Consider the following 16,816-nt stretch of genomic DNA (forward strand, 5'->3'; position numbering starts at 1 on the left):
AACCCTTCCGAAGGACCCCCGCATGACCCGCCCTGTTCCGCCCGCCGCGCTGCGCCGGCTGGCCCCCACCCTGCTCGCTGCCTGCCTGTGTGCGGCGCTGCCCGCCACCGCGCAGACCGCTGCGTCCGCACCCGTCGAACTGCACCTGCCGGCCGGCCCGCTGCAGGCTTCGCTCAACTCGCTGGCGCGGCAGAGTGGCATCCAGCTGCTGTTCGCGGCCGACAGCGTGAGCGGCCGCAACGCGCCCGCCCTCGACGGCCGCTACACCCCGCACGACGCCCTGCAGCGCCTGCTGGCCGGGCAAGGCCTGGCGATGCAGGAGCGCTCGCCGGGGGTGTTCGTGGTGAGTGCCACGCCGGCATCCCCCAAGCCCCGCGCTCCGGCCCGGGCCGCGTCATCGGCAGCGTCCCAGGCCACGACCACTTCGCTGGCCCGGGTCACGGTATCGGCCTCGACCGCGCGCATGCCGCAGGGCGAGACCGCGATGCCCAACACCATCACCGTGCTGACCCGCGAGGACATTGCGCAGCAGCTGGCGCTGGGCTCGGATGTCTCGCGCGTGCTGTCGGCGCAGATCCCGGCATTTGCCCCGGCGCGCGAGAAGATGTCCAACTACGGCGAAACCATGCGCGGCCGCGGCATCCTGTACATGGTAGACGGCGTGCCGCAGTCGACGCCGCTGCGCGATGGCTCACGTGATTCGCACACCATCGATCCGGCGATGATCGAACGCATCGAGGTCATCCACGGTGCCAACGCACTGCAGGGCATCGGCGGTACCGGTGGCATCGTCAACATCATCACCCGCAGCGCGCCCAGCGAGCCCGGCGCCTTCCTGCTCGATACCAACATCAGCTACAGCTCGGCGCTGCCCAGCCGCCGTGATGACAACGGCCAGCGCGGCTCGGCACTGGTCGGCGTGCGCGGCGAGCAGTTCGATCTGGTGGCCGGCCTGGCCTATGAGAAGCAGGGCCTGTACCACGACGGCGAGGGCCGTTCGATCGGTACCAACGCCCAGGGCGAACTGATGGATTCGACCTCGTCGAACGTGTTCGCCAAGCTGGGCTGGAACATTGCCGAGGGCCACCGCCTGCAGCTGATGGCCAACCGCTACGAGCTGCGCGGGCTGGACAACTACCTGGCGGTGAACGGTGATTACCGCACCGGTCGCCCGACCATTTCGGTGCCCGGCGATACCCCGTTGGAGCCGCCGATGAACCGCTCGCGTTCGTTGACGCTGGACTACAGCGCCGCCGATCTGCTTGGTGGCCGCTTCCAGGCGCAGGCCTTCGCGGTGGACTTCGAAGGCCGTTATGGCGCCAGCCAGTGGGACCCGTGGGGCAACACCGGCGCCAACGCCGCCTGGGACCAGACCCAGAACGAATCGGACAAGCGCGGCTTCAAGCTGACCCAGAGCTGGGCCCGCATCGCCGACACCACGCTGGACGTGACCCTAGGCCTGGACGGCCTGCGCGACCGCACCCACCAGGTGCTGCTGGCCAGCGGCATGAACTGGGTGCCGCAGACCACCTACCAGAGCCTGTCGCCGCTGCTGCAGCTGCACTGGTGGCCAACCGACCACCTGATGCTGTCCGGCGGCCTGCGCTACGAAAAGGGCGAGCTGGAAGTAGGCGACTACACCACCCTGCCCCGCTACGGCGCACGCAAGGTGGCTGGCGGCAAGCCGACCATGAGCGAGACCCTGCCCAACTTCGGCGCGGTCTGGTACATCAACGATCGCCTCAATGCCTACGCCTCGTATTCGGAAGGCTACACCGTGGCCGACGTCGGTCGCGTACTGCGCGCGATCAACCGCGACGGCCAGCGCGTTGACAATCTGATTGACCTGTCACCGGTGGTGTCGGACAACCGCGAGATCGGCCTGGAGTACGACGATGGTCGTTTCAGCGGTGACATCGCCTACTACACCTCCGAATCCAAGCTGGGCTCGGTGCTGATCTACGATCCGGGCATCGACGCCTATGCGGTGCAGCGCCAGGCCACCCGCGTGGAGGGCTTCGAAAGCAACCTGCGCCTGCGCCTGGGCGACAGCCGGCTGGGCCTGGGTTATGCACGCGCCAACGGCCGCTACGATGCCGACGTCGACGGCCGCCTCGACAGCGACCTGGCCGGTGTCAACATCGCGCCGAACCGGCTGACCGCGTTCTGGGAACAGAGCTGGACGCCGCAGCTGAGCACCCGCCTGCAGGCCAGCCATGCCTTCGACCGCGACTTCGACCTGCGTGGCGCGCGGGTGGCGGAGTTCAAGGGTTACACCACGGTGGACCTTGTGGCCCGCTACGTGCTGGACAAGCACGCCTTCACGCTGGGCGTGCAGAACCTGGCGAACAAGCAGTACATCAGCTACTACTCGCAGACCACGCCGTCGAACCCGAGCTATTTCTCGGGCCGTGGCCGGGTGGTGACGCTGGGGTGGCAGTACCGGTACTGATCCATGGCGCCCTTATGGGAGCCATGAAATCTATGCGCGACGCGATGAAGGAGGCCCATGCTAGTTTCTGGGCCTCCTTCAAACGGACGTGAACCATGCGTTTTTCCCCGCTCGCCTTCGCCCTGGTCACTGCTCTCCCGATCGCGCACGCCAGTGGCGCCGAGACACCACTGCCGCAGCTGCGGGCCTACACCGTGGACGCCTCGTGGCTGCAGCCGATGGCACCGCTGCAGATTGCCGACCACACCTGGCAGATCGGCACGCAGGACCTGACCGCCCTGCTGGTGCAGACCGCTGACGGCGCGGTACTGCTCGACGGCGGCATGCCACAGATGGCCGGCCACCTCATCAGCAACATGAAGGCGCGCGGCGTGGCCCCGCGGGACCTGCGGTTGATCCTGCTCAGCCACGCACACGCCGACCATGCCGGGCCGGTGGCGGAGCTGAAGCGCCGTACGGGCGCCAAAGTAGCGGCCAGCGCCGAATCGGCGGTGCTGCTGGCGCGCGGTGGCAGCGACGATCTGCACTTCGGCGATGGCATCACCTACCCGCCTGCCAGTGCAGACCGCATCGTGATGGATGGCGAGGTGGTCGAGGTGGGCGGCATCGAATTCACAGCGCACTTCATGCCCGGGCACACCCCGGGCAGCACCGCGTGGACCTGGAGCGATACCCGCGATGGCAAGCCGGTGCGCATCGCCTACGCCGACAGCCTGAGTGCACCGGGCTACCAGCTGCAGAGCAACCCCCGTTATCCGCACCTGATCGAGGATTACAGGCGCAGCTTCGCGACGGTGCGGGCGTTGCCCTGTGACGTGTTGCTGACCCCTCATCCGGGTGCCAGCAACTGGGACTACGCCTCCGGCAGCAAGGCCAGCGCCAAGGCACTGACCTGCAAGGCCTACGCGGATGCGGTCGAACAGAAGTTCGACGCACAGCTGGCCAAGGAAACAGCCCGCGCCCGCTGATTCTGTAGAGTCGAGCTTGCTCGACTGAAGCAGAGCAGTCGAGCATGGCTCGACTCTACAAAGAGCACTCCGAGGGTGGGCTCGGCTCTCCAAAGGGTGCCGGTCAGGACGACCGGCACCCGCGACCATCAGCCGCCCTGGCCGTGCTGGGCAAACGGCTCGGTGGTGCCATCGTTGCGCACCAGTTCAACGGTGTACGGCTGCACGTAGCCATCCGGCATTTCCATGCCCGGCGAGCCGGCCGGCATGCCCGGCAACACCAGGCCGCGCGCTGCCGGCCGCTCCGCCAGCAGTCGCTTGATGTCCTCGGCCGGGATATGGCCTTCAACCACGTAGCCACCGATCTCGGCGGTGTGGCAGGAGGCCTTGCCGACCGGCACACCCAGCCGGACCTTGATCGGGTTCATGTCATCGGTATTGCGTACATCCACCTGGAAGCCTTCGGCCTTCAGGTGGTCGACCCAGATGCCGCAGCAGCCGCAGCTTGCGGTCTTGTGCACGATGGCGATGGGCAGTGCCGGATCCACCTGCGACGGGCTGGCCTTGATCGGTGCCGCCGGGGCTTGGCTGGCAACCGGTGCGGCAGGCGATTCTTCAGCTGCACGTGCGCAGGCGGTGCTGACCAGCACGGTGCCCAGCAGCAGGCCGAGGGAGAGAGAACGGTTCATGGTGTTGATTCCTTTGCAGATGCGGGCAACGCGGCCCGCTGCCTGCGCATCGAAGGCACAGGCAGAGTCGAGAATGAGTCGAGCAGCTACGGCAGGCGCTTGAGGCCTGCAGGGAATCACACGATGGGAGGCCGTAGCGGATCCGGCAACGGCGGCGGTGCGCGTTGCTGGGTGCTGGCTGGCAAAGGCGCCTCACGCCAGGGTGACGCTGGCGTTCCGCTCAGGGTGGCCAGCATGCCGAGGCTGGCCGGCGGGCATTCGCACTCATTGCTCTGGCAGACCGTTGATGCTGCCTCGTCGCAGCATCCGGCCATGGCCGCCGAATGCGGTGCGGCGCAATGCTCCGCGCTGGACTGCGCCGCGTACGAGGATGAGGCAATCGCAAGCGCCGGTGCGTTCAGCACCAGGGCAAGGAGGAGCATCCATCGCAGCAGCAGGCCAGGCAGGTTCACCGGACGATGATAGCCGATGAACGCATCACGCAATTGCCTCGGCCATCGCCCGCATCCGCACCGGAATCGACTTGGCCGCCGGCGTGCCGCTGACCCGGTCGTAATAGTCCAGCGGCAGCAGCGGGTTCAACTCGGGGTAGTAACCGGCCAGCGCGCCGCGCGGCATCGGGTAGTCCAGCACGGTCAGGCCCTCGATGCGCCGGTTCACGCCGTCGCCACTGATCGTCTCCAGGCTGACCAGCGCTTCCTTCTCCAGCCCGCGCGCCAGCCGATCCTCGATGTTCATGAACAGCACCATGCGATCGTTGTACACGCCGCGGTAGCGGTCGTTGTAGCTGTAGATGGTGGTGTTGTACTGGTCGTGCGAGCGCACTGTGGCCAACCGCAGCATCTCGGGGTCGTCCACCGGCGCGTCCACGTCCAGGCCCGGCATCACCAGGATGTTGGCCTTGCCGTTGGGCGTGGGCCACACCCGACGGCGCGGTGGAATGTCCAGATGGAAGCCGTGCGGCTGCTGGATGCGCTCGTTGAAGCCGGTGTAGATCTCCGGGTACACCGCCGCGATCAGCTCGCGGATGGGAGCGTAGTCATGCATGCACCCCGCCCAGTCGACCTTGCTGTGCGGCAATGTTGCCATCGCCATGCGGCAGACGATCTCGACCTCCGGGAGCACGTCCGTGCTGACCGGCTCGAGCACGCCGCGCGAAGCGGTCACGTTCGACATCGCGTCTTCGATGGTGACGAACTGCTCGCCGGCAGGCGTAACGATGCGCTCCGAGCGCGCGACCACCGGCAGGATCAGCGCATCGCGACCATGCACCAGGTGACCCCGATTGAGCTTGGTGGCGATGCCGACCGTCAGCTCCAGGCCACGCATGGCCTCGTACGCGCGCGGTGTATCGGGCACGGCGTGGATGAAGTTGCCACCCATACCGATGAACACCTTGGCGCTGCCGTCCAGCATCGCCTCGATCGATTCGACCACGTGATGACCGTGCTCGCGCGGCGGATCAAAGCCGAACACCTGCTGCACGCGGTCCAGATAGGCCGGTTTGGGTTTCTCGTCGATGCCGACGGTACGGTCGCCCTGCACGTTGGAATGGCCACGGATCGGTCCGATGCCTGCGCCGGGCTTGCCGAAGTTGCCACGCAGCAACAGCAGGTTGGCCACCTGCTGCAGCAGGGTCGAACCGTACTGATGCTGGGTCAGGCCCATGCCATAGCAGATCACCGTGGCCTTGGAGCGGATGTAGATCTCGGCGCAGCGGCGGATCTGCGCCTGGGTGATGCCGGAGACCTCCACGATCTCGTCCCAGTCCTGCGCCAGCACGTCTTCGCGTAGCGCCTCCAGGCCCACCGTGTGTTCTGACAGGAACTCATGGTCGAGCACGCGCTCACCCTGCGCCTCGCGCTCGAACATCACCTTCATCATGCCCTTGATCAGGGCCAGGTCGCCGCCGATGCGGATGTGCACGAACTCGCTGGTGATCTCGGTCGAACCGAACGTGGCCATCTGCACCATGTCCTGCGGTTCGGCGAAACGGATCAGCGCGCGCTCGGGCATCGGGTTGACCGCCACGATCGGGATGCCGCGTTTGCGCGCCTCGACCAGGTTGCTCATCATCCGCGGCGAATTGGTGCCGGTGTTCTGGCCGATCACGAAGATCGCCTCGGCGTGCTCGAAATCCTGCAGCACGATGGTGCCCTTGCCCACGCCGATGGCCGGCGGCAGGCCGCGGCTGGTCGGCTCGTGGCACATGTTCGAGCAGTCCGGGAAATTGTTGGTGCCGAACTCGCGCACGAAGATCGAATACAGGAACGCGGCTTCGTTGGGTGTACGGCCGGAGGTGTAGAACTCGGCCTGGTGCGGGCTGTCCAGCGCCTGCAGATGACGGCCGATCAAGGCAAACGCCTCGTCCCAGCTGCACGGAACGTAATGATCGGTGGACGCGTCGTAGCGCATCGGCTCGGTCAGCCGGCCCTGCATCTCAAGCCAGTAGTCGGTCTGCGCCATCAGCTCGGTGACCGTGTGCTGGGCGAACAGCTCGCGGCCAGCACGGAACTGGGTGGCTTCCCAGGCCAACGCCTTGGCACCGTTCTCGCAGAATTCCAGCTTCTTGCGTTCGTCGGCATCAGGGAACGCACAGCTGGGGCACTTGAAGCCACCGGGCTGGTTCATTGCCAGCAGCGCCTTCGAGCCCTTGCCGATCACACTCTGCTGCAACAGCACCTTGGCCGTGGCACCGGCGGCACCCCAGCCACCGGCCGGCTGGTTGTAGGGCTTGTAACGCGGCGGCTTCTGCTCGGACATGTTCGGGAACCTGGCGGGAGGAACACAACAATCAACGGCGCGGGATGGGCCGGATGCGGCTTCTGCAGCGCGGCCAGCCCCGCAGTCAAGCACGGACAAGGCCGCTTCGCCAGAGGCAAAAGCTGTTTTCAGCGCAGCCTGCCATGACAACGGTTACACCCGCGTCAGCGCCCGGCCACTGCGCTATTCTCGAAGCCGTGGGTGGTCCACCACCTGCGTATTTCCCTTGCCCGGACGCGCTGCATGCCTGACTCGACCCCGCCGCACACCCCGCCTGCCGGTACGGCCCAGCGCCCGTTGCAGCGCTGGCGCAGCGAGGGGCACCAGCAGCAGGTCGACGTGGTGGCCGAGGAAGTGCCGGTTGCACTGCGCTACAACGAGGCCGCCTTCGCGGTGATGATGGCCACGCCCTGCGACCTGGAAGACTTCGCGCTGGGTTTTTCGCTCAGCGAGGGGCTGATCACTACGCCCTCGCAACTGCTGTCGATCGAGGTCCGCCCGCAGCTGGAGGGCATCGAACTGCAGATGACCGTTTCCGAAGACGCACCAGGTGCCGATCTGGATCCGGCCAATGGGCGCCTGCTGCCCGGTCGCGGTGGCTGCGGCCTGTGCGGCACGCGCCAGCTGGAGGATGTGCTGCGCCCGCTGCCGCAGATCCGCGAGCGTCGCACCTATCCGCATGCCGCGTTGCAGCGGGCACTGGCCACGCTGGCACAACATCAGCCGATGAATGCGGTGAGTGGATCGACGCACGCCGCGGCCTGGGCCGATGCCAGCGGGCGGATTGGCTGGGTGCGCGAAGATGTGGGCCGTCACAATGCGTTGGACAAACTGATCGGCGCCCTCCATCACAACGAGCATGCCATCGACGGTGGGTTGCTGGTGATTTCCAGCCGCGCCAGCTATGAGATGGTCAGCAAGGCGATACGTGCGGGTGCCAGCGTGCTGGCAGCGGTGTCGGCGCCGACCGCGCTGGCGATCGACCTGGCTCGCAGTGCCGGACTGTGCCTGGTCGGATTCGCGCGGGAGAGCGGGTTCAATGTGTATACGCACCCCGAGCGGCTGCAGGCGGACGACAGGTAGCGCCGATCACCCCGTCTGCTCCATTTCGACCGGCCCGGGCGGCCCATTGCCACCCGGGCCAGACCGTACCTCAGCGCAGCGCCACCTTCGGGAAGTCCACCGGCACGTCGAACGCCACGTTGACGTAGTTGGTGAACAGGTTGAGCGCCACATGGGCGAGGATCTCGACGATCTGCTCGTCATCGAAGCCGGCTGCGCGCAACGCCTGCACATCACTGTCGGCGATCTGCGCACGTTGCTCGACCACCTTCAGCGCGAAGTCGAGCGCCGCCGAAGTGGCCGGATCGCTGGACTGGCCGATCTGCGCGGCAGCCATCTGCTCGCTGCTGGCGCCGGCCTTGCGACCCAGCGCCGTGTGCGCGGCCAGGCAGTATTCGCAGGCATTGCGGTTGGCGATGGCGACGGCGATCTGCTCGCCCAGCAGCGGCGACAGGCGACCGCCGCCCAGTGCGCCGAACGAGCCCCACATGCTCTGCAGGGCGGCCGGCGAATTGGCCACCGCGCGGAACATGGCCGGGGTGGCACCGAAGGCGGCGTGGACCTGGCCCAGCAGGGCCTGGCGGTCGGCGGTGGTGTTGGCGGCATCGATCAGGCGGACACGGGACATGGTGGATCTCCTTGGGAAAGCGCCCGGGATTGGACGACCCGCTCATCCTAGGTAGACTTATTGGACGAATCAGGCCGTATCAGCCACATCTTTTGTCCATACGTCCATGAGCATTTCCCTCGACACCACCGCGCCCGACCGCCTCTCCTCTCTGCTGGAACGCTTCCGGGTGCAGGCCGCGCTGTTCCACAGCGGTCCGCTGTGCGGGCGCCATGTCTTCGAGCCGCAGCCCGGTCGTGCGTTCCTGCATATCCTGCGCCAGGGTGAGATGGAGGTCCGCCATCCCGATGGCGATACCGCGCTGCCACGGTTGAAGATCGACACCCCCAGCCTGCTGCTGTACCCGCAGCCACTGCACCACGTGTTCTTCAATGCGCCGCTGGATGGCCCCGACTTCACCTGCGCCACGCTCGACTTCGATGGTGGCGCGCGCAACCCTATCGTGCAGTCGCTACCGCCGGTGATGGTGGTGCCGCTGGCCGCGATCAGCGAACTGGACGACACCCTGCATCTGCTGTTCACCGAGGCCGACCGCCAACGCTGCGGTTCGCGGCTGCTGACCAACCGGCTGTTCGAAGTGGCGCTGATCCAGATCCTGCGCTGGGTGGTGGATCATCCCGATGCGGCCGGGGTCAGCCACGGGCTGATGCGCGGGCTGTCCGACGCGCGGCTGGCACGCACGCTGGTGGCGATGCACCAGGCGCCGCAGGACGAATGGACGCTGCCGCGCATGGCGTCGACCGCCGGCATGTCGCGTAGCGCGTTCGCAGCCGTGTTCAAGGAGGTGATGCAGGCGACGCCGGCAAGCTATCTGCTCGACTGGCGGCTGAGCCTGGCCTGCGCGCAGCTGCGGGCAGGTGTGGCGGTCAAGCAGGTGGCGATCGAGGTGGGGTTTGCCGATACCGCGTCGTTGTCGAAGGCGTTCCGCAAGCGGTTGGGGGCTTCGCCGAGGGCGTGGTTGGCTGCGAGTGCAGCGCAGGTCGAGTAAATGGAGAGGGGTAGAGTCGACCGCTGGTCGACTATCGCGCGAAGCGCGGGATTTTCGTGAGCAGCCGACCAGCGGTCGGCTCTACCAAGAGCGGCGTCCCCGCGTCGGTCGACGGCTCAGCTGGACGTCCCATCAGACTTCGCCAGCAGCCCGGCGATACGCTCCGCCACCTGGGCGCGCACGCTTTCATCCAGCTGCCCTTCGTACATCGCTTCGTAGATCCACAGGCCATCGGCCGCCAGCCGCGCTACGAAATTGTCGAGCGCGGCCGGATCCTGTTCCGCGGCCGACGGCGGCAACGGTGCCCAGCGCCGCACTGCCGGTCCCCACGGACGCTCGTCGGCGTCCGGGTCGGCCGATTCGAGCATGAACATCAGCTCGGCGCGGGTGGCGCTCTGCGCCGACACACGCACGAAGGTCTGGTAGCGCTCCAGCGCCGTGGCCTCGCCTGCGGTCTTGCCCAGCAGCGACTCCATCGACGCTTCCCAGGCCTGCACCAGGTGCTCGTCGATACCGCGCAGCAGCGCTTCGCGCGACGGGAAGTGATACAGCAGGCCGCCACGGGTCAGCTTGGCCTCGGCCGCCACCGACTCGAAGGTCACCGCGCGCACGCCGTCACGATTGATCACGTTGACGGCGGCGTCGAGGATGCGGTCGCGCTTGCTGGTTCTCATCGCGTCATTTTACGCGATCGGCCGCACCCTCGCGGCCACCGACGCGCCCCCGCAGCAGGCGCGCGATGATCGCCGCACCCACTGCCAGCACCACCGTGATCACCAGCAGCACGATCTGGTAGCCACGGTCATATGCGGCCGCAGCCAGCGCGAACCACTCGCCCTGCCCGCTTTCGCGTGCGGCATGCAGCGCCTGCGTGAAGCCCTCTCGGGCAAGCTCGGGCATGTCCGCCGAGACCGGCAGGAAGGCACCGTACATTGCCGCACTCAGGCTGCCCAGCATCGCCACCGCCAGCAGGCCACCGAATTCGTAGGACACCTCTTCCACCGACGAGGCCATGCCCGCGCGGTGCGCCGGTACGTTGTTGAGGATGGCAGTGGACGCCACCGAGATGGCCGAGCCCATGCCAAAGCCGGTGATGGCCATGCCAGCCACCACCCAGCCGAGGCCATGCGGGAAGCCGAACGCCACCACGCCGACACCCAGCGCACCTGCGGCGAGACCGCCGCAGATCAGCGGGCGCAGGCCCACGCGGTGCAGGATGCTGCCACCCAGCAGCGCACTGGGCAGGCTGCCCAGCGCCGCCACCGATACCAGCAGGCCTGCCTGCAGCGGTGTGAAGCCTGCCACCAGCTGGAAGCGCTGGGTTGTAACCAGCTGCAGGCCGGCCATCGCGAACAGGGTGAACACCGCCGACAGCGTGCCGGCCAGGAACGCCGGATTGCGGAAGATCGCGAAGTCCAGCAACGGGTACGGCAACTGCTGCTGGCGACGTGCGAACGCCGCGCCGCTGATGACGGCCAGCAACAGCGCACCGGCACCCAGCGCATACGACGGCGGCGTAGCGATCAGTGACTTGATCGCCAGCACCAGGCCGGACAGCGCCGCCAATGCCAGCAACGAAGACACCAGATCCCACGGCCGCGAGGTATCGCGCTGGCCTTCCGGTGCCAGCAGCAGCGTGGCCACGAATGCGACCACCACCACCGGCACGTTGATCAGGAACACCGAGCCCCACCAGAAGTGCTGCAGCAGCCAGCCGCCGATGATCGGACCCAGCGCTGCACCGACGATGGCCACCGAGCCCCAGATCGCGATGGCGATGTTGCGCTCTCTCTCTTCGTGGAAGCTCAGGCCGATCAACGCCAACGTGGCCGGCATCATCGCGGCCGCGCCGATCGCCAGGAACGCGCGCGCGGCAATCAGCTGCGCCGCTGTACCAGCGAACGCCGCTGCCAGCGAGGCGATGCCGAACACCACCAGGCCGATCAGGAACATGCGGCGGTGGCCGATGCGGTCGCCCAGCGTGCCCGCGCCCAGCAGCAGGCCGGCCATCACCAGCGGATAGGCGTTGATGATCCACAGCGCCTGGCCGGCACTGGCCGAGAGTTCCTCGGTCAGGGTGGGCAGTGCGGTGTAGAGCACGGAGTTGTCGAGCGTAACCAGCAGCAGGCCAGCGGCGACGGTGAACAACAGTGCCCATCGACGGGCACGCGACAGGGCCGGAGCACCGGCCAGGGGCTGGGACAAAGCCATGGGAGAACCTGGTGGGATCGAGTACGGCCATAACTATACCGGATATCCTGTATAGTTATGATCTTCGGAATCCACCAGTTCAGGGTCTGTAGGGGCAAGTCTGTTTGGCTGAACCGCCAGCCAGGCATGGCCTGGCTCTACTGGTAAACGCTTATCGGCAGTGTTCCGGCAGCGCGGAAATCGCCGACACCACCGCACCCTGCATGCCCTGCCCCACGGCCATGTCCAGTTCCCCGCCCGTTCCCCCATGCTGGCGCCGCAGTTCGTCCTCGCACAGCCCGCGCACCCGCGCACGGGCATTGGCGCGCAGGCTGCTGCATCGCCAATCGGTGCCACCCAGCGGCAACACCGAATACACCACGCTGTTGCAGGCGTTACCGGCCCGCTGCTGCAGCGACAGGCCGCCGAAATCACGCGGTTCGCTGCTGCGCTGCGGATCGAAATAGCTGTCCGGGAAGGTGCGCGCGTACTGTTCGATGTCCACCTGCATGCTGCGCCCGCCGGCCAACGGCATCTGCAGCGGCTGGCCACAGCGCGTGGCGTCGGCCCGATGCTGGATGTACTGGTAGATCGGCCGGTCCAGCGTTGGATCCTGCTGGGTCACCGCACTGACCGCCGCCAACACCGGCAGCGATGCACGATTGGCCATGCGCGCCAGCAGCCCCGTCTGTGCCGGCTGGCAGCGGTCGCGCAACGTTGCCGCAAGCAGGAACAGCACGTCGTTGCGAAAAGCGTGGTCTTCGCCGAGGCGTTGTTCGATGCGCTGGCTGGCATCGGTCGCGGGTGCCGGGAAGGCGATCGCCGGTGGCTCGGTCACGTCGACGCGCAGGTGCCACCACACCAGCAACACCACGCTGGTGACCAACACGCCCGCAACGATGATCCAACGCGTGCGCTTCAATTGTGGATCGCCGTCAGTGTCGCCGCAGCCGCGTCGTAGGACGCGCTGGCGATATCCGCATCGAAGCGCTTGACCTGCAGGCGACCGGCCAACCGGTACGGATCCCACAGGTCGCCCAGTGCGATCGGCGTGGCCAGGGTCACATGGATGATCTGGTTCGGTGGCGGTGGCGGCACATGGATGCAGGCCCCGTAGAACGGCACGAACAACAGTTCCTCGACCAGTCCCGCGTCGTTGGTGCCCAGCGGCACCACGTAGCCATCCAGATCCACCGCGCGACCGTCGACAGCGTCGACCACGCGCGAAGAGCCGAACTGCTTGGCGCGATCCGGGCTGGAATGGTCGATTTCCTGTCCCGGTGGCGTGCCCGAGCCGGTGTCGTCGATCAGCCCGCCCACCCCGTCCATGCCATTGCGTGACAGGCCGATCTGCGGCGGCGGACGCTGGTAGGTCACTTCGTCGGGCCGCAACGCGTCCCAGCGAGCGATGGGCGCTTCGGTCGTGGCGGAGGGCGCCGGTTTGCCCTGCGGCGTGACCACGACGGCATCGTCGCCCGGCGACGTACAGCCTGCCAACCAGACGCATCCCAGCACCAACAGCAGATGACTACGGCTCATAAGGCCTCAACTGTGCGTCACGCATGGTATAGGCGGAGCCGGCCAGATCGTCATCCAACCGTTCGGCACGCAGTGTGCCGGCCAGGAAGAACGGCGAATACATGTCCGGCATCTCGATCGGGCGCGGCAGCACCACGTGCACGATCTGGTTCGGCGGTGGCGGCGGCACATGGATACAGGCGCCGTAGTACGGCACGAACAGGAATTCGGTCAGCCGCCCGTCCTCCGCGTTGGCCAGCGGCACTACATAACCCGGCAAGCGCACCGGCCGCTGCAATACGGTGTCCACGGTGCGGAACGTACCGAACTGCGGCATGCGCCGGTTGCCGTTGTGCTCCACCTCCGGGCCCTCGCCGCGCTCCAGCGCCGCCAGTTCTTCCTTCGGCATCATCTGCAACCAGTCCAGTTCCTGTTCCTCCGCAGCTGCCGGGGCATCGCGATCGATCACCGGCGACGGTGTCAGCGCCTGCACGCCGGTATCGACCGGGCGTTCGCAGGCGGTCAGCACCAGCAAGATTGGCAACAGCGGCAACCAGCGCATGCTCAGCCCCCGGGTGACAGGCCATCGGCCAGCGTGCGCCGATAGGCCAGCAGCGCCGGTACCAGGCCGGCCACCGCGCTGATCGCCAGCACACCCGCGACCCACGCCAGTTCGCGGCCATCCGGCCAGATGTGGGTGATCGACAGGCCGAAGTTGGCCAGCGCCCAGCCGCGCCCGGCCAGGCTGGCCACCACCAGTGCGGCCAGTGCGAGCACGCAGGCAAGCGCGCTGGTCGCCACCGCTTCCACCACCAGCAGGCTGGCGATATAGCCAGGGCGTGCACCGATGGCACGCAGCACCGCCATCTCGCGCCGGCGCTCCTGCAGGGTCGAGACCAGCAGCGCCACCAGCGAGAACATGCCCAGCAGCACCACCATCGCGCTGATCAGCTGCAGAGCCCGCTCGGCCGTGCCCAGTGACTGCCACAGCTGCTGCAGGGTCACGCCGGGCAGGATCGCCAGCATCGCCTCATCCGGATACTCGTTGATCCTGCGCTGTACCGAGAACGTGGCGATGCGCGAATTCAGGCCGAGCATGAAGGCGGTGATGCTGGTCGGGGTCAGGTCCAGATGGCGCGCCTGCTCGGCGCTGACACTCTGGCTGCGCAGCTGCACACCAGAACGCCAGTCGACATGGATCGCCTCGATGGCCGGCAGCGAGACCAGCAGCGACGAATCCACCGGTGTGCCGGTGCGCTGCAGGATGCCGGCCACGCGGAACGGTTTGTCGGCGTGCGTGGCCAGGGTGACTGCGCCGGTGCCGTGCGCCAGCACGATCTCGTCGCCAACACCGACCTTCTGCGCGCGCGCCACCTCGGCACCGATCACTGCATCGTACAGATCATCGAATGGCCGCCCCTGCGCGAACGCAAGCGCATGGCCCGCGCCGTAGCGGTAGTGCTCGAAATAGCCACCACTGGTGCCGACCACCCGGTAGCCGCGCCACGAATCGCCCAGCGACAGTGGCACCGCCCACTTCACCTGCGGCAGCGAGGACAGCTCCTGGTAGGACTGCCAGGACACGTTGTTGGTCGGGTCGCCGATATGGAACACCGAATACAGCAGCAGGTTCACCGGGCCGGAGCGGGCACCGACGATCAGGTCCGTGCCTGAAACGGTGCTGGCGAAACCTTCATGCGCCTGCGTGCGCACGCGCTCAACACCGAGCAGCAGCACCACGCTGAGGGTGATCACCAGCACGGTGAGACTGACGCTCAATGCGCGGCTGCGCAGGCTGGCCCAGGCAAGTTCAAGCATGGGTGCCACCTGCGTGATTGATCTGCGACAACGCGATGGTGCGGTCGAACAAGGGCTGCAGGCTTTCATCGTGGCTGACCACCAGAACCGTGGTACCGGCGGCCCGGCACTGTGCGGACATCAGCTGCAGGAAGGCGGTCGCGGCTTGGCGATCCAGCGCCGAGGTCGGCTCGTCGGCCAGCAGCACCGCCGGCCGGCCGATCAGCGCACGTGCAGCGGCCACGCGTTGCTGCTGGCCGACACTCAGGGTGCCGGCCGCACGCTTGGACAGCGCCGGATCCAGCTGCAGCGCTTCCAGCAGGCGCAGGATCTCATCGTCCAGCGGCCCGCTGATGCGCTCGCTGCGCACCGGAGAAAAGCGCAGGCCCAGCGCGATGTTGTCGCGCACGCTGAGGAACGGCAGCAGGTTGAACTGCTGGAAAATCACGCCCAGGTGATCGGCACGAAAGCGATCACGCGCGGCACCCCGCATCATCTGCAGCGCGTGACCCGCCACTTCGACGCGCCCCCTGCCGGGCAGCAGGACGCCGGCCAGCAGGCCGAGCAAGGTGCTCTTGCCGCCACCGCTCACTCCACGCAACAGCACGCTGCTGCCCTGCTCTATCAGCAGCTGCGGGATATCCAGCACCAGGCGTGTTGCGTAGCCGAACTGCACATCCTCCAGGGCGATCACCGCTGGCGTGCTCACGGCGCCAGCACCACGCGCAGGTTGTCGGCACTCAGCACGCTGCGGTCCTGGCCGTTGGCCGTCGCACTGTTGACGATGACTTCGTGCAACCCGGGGAACAGCACCGGCAGGCGCACGACCAGGGCGCGCAATGCACTCGGATTCGTGCAGCGATACTGCAGGTTGGCACTGAAACCGGCGTGGCGATGCTGCCCGGCCGCTGGCACAGCGGCGGTCGCAGCGAAGCCTTCGGCACTGGCGTCACTGCTGGCCAGGCGGCAGTTGGCGGCGGTGGGCAGGGTGACCCAGCTGCCGCCCTTCAGCAATGCCGTGGCGCGCGACAGTGCCGCCTGCTCGGTCGCGTTGGCGGGCGGTCGCTCGAAATCAAGAATGCCGATGCCCGGCGCCTGCAGGGCGAACTCCAGCGTTCCCTGGTCGAGAGCGAGATCAACAGTGGCCTGGCCGTGCACGTGTGGCGCGTGCTGGCGGACATCGTGTGCCTGAGCCGCGTTGGCAGCCAGCAGCAGGAAAAGAGCAGCAGGAAGCTTCATGGGGGAGACTCCAATTGTTACTATGTAACATAATGGACCACATCCCCCCGACCCCCGCAAGGGCTCTGGCCCAGCCGCCAACTTCGGCACGCTGGCATCCCCGTTTCGATCTGGCCGGCGCCTGGCTGTCGCTGGCCTGCGCCGCCCATTGCATCGCCCTGCCCCTGCTGCTGGCCTTCGTGCCGGCGGCAATGATGGCGCTGCGCTCGTTCCAGCACCCCGGCCACGGTGTGATGACGCTGCTGTTGATGATGTCGCGCTGGGAATGGTTGTTTGCATTGATGGCCTCGACTCTGGCGCTGGCCAGTACCACGGCCGGGCTGTACCGGCATGGGCGCTGGCTGCCGATGCGGCTGGCCGTGGTTGGCGCGATCCTGCTGGTGTCGGCGTCGCTGTACCTGCCGCTGAAGGAATCGCTGCTGTGGCATGGCGTGGCCACCGCCTGCGGTGGCGTGCTGCTGGCATGCGCGCACATCGGCAACCGGCGGGCATTGCACGGCCCACGGTAGCGCCGGGCCATGCCCGGCGGGGTGCCGCCATCCA

The 16,816-nt window shown here is 67.3% G+C and carries 16 protein-coding genes; 5 read left to right on the forward strand and 11 right to left on the reverse strand.

The genetic code is table 11. The annotated features are described in order from the left end of the window. Nucleotides 1-22: 22 nt before the first annotated feature. Entirely contained in the window at nucleotides 23-2,452 is a 2,430-nt protein-coding gene (locus ACSYAO_RS11335; RefSeq protein ID WP_049462643.1) for a TonB-dependent receptor domain-containing protein, read from the forward strand. Between the two features lie 95 nt (nucleotides 2,453-2,547). Beyond that, a complete protein-coding gene (gene blaL1 / locus ACSYAO_RS11340) occupies nucleotides 2,548-3,420 on the forward strand; it encodes a L1 family subclass B3 metallo-beta-lactamase (protein WP_149908525.1) in 873 nt (290 codons plus the stop codon). A gap of 128 nt (nucleotides 3,421-3,548) precedes the next feature. Here the strand turns inward: blaL1 and ACSYAO_RS11345 are convergent, their stop codons facing one another. Next, nucleotides 3,549-4,088 carry a DUF411 domain-containing protein gene (locus tag ACSYAO_RS11345; protein ID WP_080356555.1) on the reverse strand — a complete coding sequence of 180 codons (540 nt, stop codon included), beginning with the start codon at nucleotides 4,086-4,088 and terminating at the stop codon, nucleotides 3,549-3,551. A gap of 477 nt (nucleotides 4,089-4,565) precedes the next feature. Continuing rightward, nucleotides 4,566-6,851 (reverse strand): FdhF/YdeP family oxidoreductase, encoded by a 2,286-nt coding sequence (locus tag ACSYAO_RS11350; protein ID WP_049462645.1) that lies wholly within the window; start codon nucleotides 6,849-6,851, stop codon nucleotides 4,566-4,568. Nucleotides 6,852-7,094: 243 nt separating this feature from the next. Here ACSYAO_RS11350 and fdhD point away from each other — a divergent pair, with 243 nt between their 5' ends. Continuing rightward, a complete protein-coding gene (gene fdhD / locus ACSYAO_RS11355) occupies nucleotides 7,095-7,934 on the forward strand; it encodes a formate dehydrogenase accessory sulfurtransferase FdhD (protein ID WP_149908526.1) in 840 nt (279 codons plus the stop codon). A 70-nt stretch (nucleotides 7,935-8,004) separates the two neighbouring features. On the opposite strand, the gene ACSYAO_RS11360 is transcribed toward fdhD, so the two are convergent. Further along, nucleotides 8,005-8,541, reverse strand: coding sequence for a carboxymuconolactone decarboxylase family protein (locus ACSYAO_RS11360; protein WP_149908527.1), 537 nt, complete (start codon nucleotides 8,539-8,541; stop codon nucleotides 8,005-8,007). Between the two features lie 106 nt (nucleotides 8,542-8,647). Between ACSYAO_RS11360 and ACSYAO_RS11365 the strand changes: the two genes are divergently transcribed. Further along, nucleotides 8,648-9,529 (forward strand): AraC family transcriptional regulator, encoded by an 882-nt coding sequence (locus ACSYAO_RS11365; protein WP_149908528.1) that lies wholly within the window; start codon nucleotides 8,648-8,650, stop codon nucleotides 9,527-9,529. A gap of 116 nt (nucleotides 9,530-9,645) precedes the next feature. Here the strand turns inward: ACSYAO_RS11365 and ACSYAO_RS11370 are convergent, their stop codons facing one another. From ACSYAO_RS11370 to ACSYAO_RS11405, 8 genes are all read right to left on the reverse strand, one after another. Continuing rightward, the gene (locus ACSYAO_RS11370) at nucleotides 9,646-10,203 is read right to left on the reverse strand and encodes a TetR/AcrR family transcriptional regulator (protein ID WP_100434731.1); all 558 of its coding nucleotides are present in this window, start codon (nucleotides 10,201-10,203) and stop codon (nucleotides 9,646-9,648) included. A gap of 4 nt (nucleotides 10,204-10,207) precedes the next feature. Further along, a complete protein-coding gene (locus ACSYAO_RS11375; protein ID WP_149908529.1) occupies nucleotides 10,208-11,740 on the reverse strand; it encodes an MFS transporter in 1,533 nt (510 codons plus the stop codon). A 151-nt stretch (nucleotides 11,741-11,891) separates the two neighbouring features. Continuing rightward, the gene (locus ACSYAO_RS11380) at nucleotides 11,892-12,620 is read right to left on the reverse strand and encodes a hypothetical protein (protein ID WP_149908596.1); all 729 of its coding nucleotides are present in this window, start codon (nucleotides 12,618-12,620) and stop codon (nucleotides 11,892-11,894) included. A 17-nt stretch (nucleotides 12,621-12,637) separates the two neighbouring features. Then, nucleotides 12,638-13,258 (reverse strand): DUF3299 domain-containing protein, encoded by a 621-nt coding sequence (locus tag ACSYAO_RS11385; RefSeq protein ID WP_049462650.1) that lies wholly within the window; start codon nucleotides 13,256-13,258, stop codon nucleotides 12,638-12,640. Beyond that, nucleotides 13,248-13,799 carry a DUF3299 domain-containing protein gene (locus ACSYAO_RS11390; RefSeq protein WP_149908530.1) on the reverse strand — a complete coding sequence of 184 codons (552 nt, stop codon included), beginning with the start codon at nucleotides 13,797-13,799 and terminating at the stop codon, nucleotides 13,248-13,250. Before ACSYAO_RS11390 ends, ACSYAO_RS11385 begins: the two co-directional genes overlap by 11 nt. A 2-nt stretch (nucleotides 13,800-13,801) precedes the next feature. After that, nucleotides 13,802-15,055 carry an ABC transporter permease gene (locus tag ACSYAO_RS11395; RefSeq protein WP_149908531.1) on the reverse strand — a complete coding sequence of 418 codons (1,254 nt, stop codon included), beginning with the start codon at nucleotides 15,053-15,055 and terminating at the stop codon, nucleotides 13,802-13,804. After that, nucleotides 15,048-15,743: an ATP-binding cassette domain-containing protein gene (locus ACSYAO_RS11400; RefSeq protein WP_032129457.1), complete on the reverse strand. Its 696-nt coding sequence runs from the start codon at nucleotides 15,741-15,743 to the stop codon at nucleotides 15,048-15,050. Before ACSYAO_RS11400 ends, ACSYAO_RS11395 begins: the two co-directional genes overlap by 8 nt. Beyond that, nucleotides 15,740-16,273 carry a ZrgA family zinc uptake protein gene (locus tag ACSYAO_RS11405; RefSeq protein ID WP_049462652.1) on the reverse strand — a complete coding sequence of 178 codons (534 nt, stop codon included), beginning with the start codon at nucleotides 16,271-16,273 and terminating at the stop codon, nucleotides 15,740-15,742. Before ACSYAO_RS11405 ends, ACSYAO_RS11400 begins: the two co-directional genes overlap by 4 nt. A gap of 32 nt (nucleotides 16,274-16,305) precedes the next feature. Here ACSYAO_RS11405 and ACSYAO_RS11410 point away from each other — a divergent pair, with 32 nt between their 5' ends. Beyond that, nucleotides 16,306-16,782 (forward strand): MerC domain-containing protein, encoded by a 477-nt coding sequence (locus tag ACSYAO_RS11410; protein WP_049462653.1) that lies wholly within the window; start codon nucleotides 16,306-16,308, stop codon nucleotides 16,780-16,782. The last annotated feature ends 34 nt before the right edge of the window (nucleotides 16,783-16,816 follow it).

This window comes from Stenotrophomonas sp. STK16_22, assembly GCF_051984505.1.
GTDB lineage: Bacteria > Pseudomonadota > Gammaproteobacteria > Xanthomonadales > Xanthomonadaceae > Stenotrophomonas > Stenotrophomonas maltophilia_A.

Bases quoted from the DNA above. Each gene is read 5' to 3' on its own strand.
- ACSYAO_RS11335 (WP_049462643.1), top strand. From the start codon at position 23: ATGACCCGCCCTGTTCCGCCCGCCGCGCTGCGCCGGCTGGCCCCCACC.
- blaL1 (WP_149908525.1), top strand. From the start codon at position 2,548: ATGCGTTTTTCCCCGCTCGCCTTCGCCCTGGTCACTGCTCTCCCGATC.
- ACSYAO_RS11345 (WP_080356555.1), bottom strand. From the start codon at position 4,088: ATGAACCGTTCTCTCTCCCTCGGCCTGCTGCTGGGCACCGTGCTGGTC.
- ACSYAO_RS11350 (WP_049462645.1), bottom strand. From the start codon at position 6,851: ATGTCCGAGCAGAAGCCGCCGCGTTACAAGCCCTACAACCAGCCGGCC.
- fdhD (WP_149908526.1), top strand. From the start codon at position 7,095: ATGCCTGACTCGACCCCGCCGCACACCCCGCCTGCCGGTACGGCCCAG.
- ACSYAO_RS11360 (WP_149908527.1), bottom strand. From the start codon at position 8,541: ATGTCCCGTGTCCGCCTGATCGATGCCGCCAACACCACCGCCGACCGC.
- ACSYAO_RS11365 (WP_149908528.1), top strand. From the start codon at position 8,648: ATGAGCATTTCCCTCGACACCACCGCGCCCGACCGCCTCTCCTCTCTG.
- ACSYAO_RS11370 (WP_100434731.1), bottom strand. From the start codon at position 10,203: ATGAGAACCAGCAAGCGCGACCGCATCCTCGACGCCGCCGTCAACGTG.
- ACSYAO_RS11375 (WP_149908529.1), bottom strand. From the start codon at position 11,740: ATGGCTTTGTCCCAGCCCCTGGCCGGTGCTCCGGCCCTGTCGCGTGCC.
- ACSYAO_RS11385 (WP_049462650.1), bottom strand. From the start codon at position 13,258: ATGAGCCGTAGTCATCTGCTGTTGGTGCTGGGATGCGTCTGGTTGGCA.
- ACSYAO_RS11390 (WP_149908530.1), bottom strand. From the start codon at position 13,799: ATGCGCTGGTTGCCGCTGTTGCCAATCTTGCTGGTGCTGACCGCCTGC.
- ACSYAO_RS11395 (WP_149908531.1), bottom strand. From the start codon at position 15,055: ATGCTTGAACTTGCCTGGGCCAGCCTGCGCAGCCGCGCATTGAGCGTC.
- ACSYAO_RS11405 (WP_049462652.1), bottom strand. From the start codon at position 16,273: ATGAAGCTTCCTGCTGCTCTTTTCCTGCTGCTGGCTGCCAACGCGGCT.
- ACSYAO_RS11410 (WP_049462653.1), top strand. From the start codon at position 16,306: ATGGACCACATCCCCCCGACCCCCGCAAGGGCTCTGGCCCAGCCGCCA.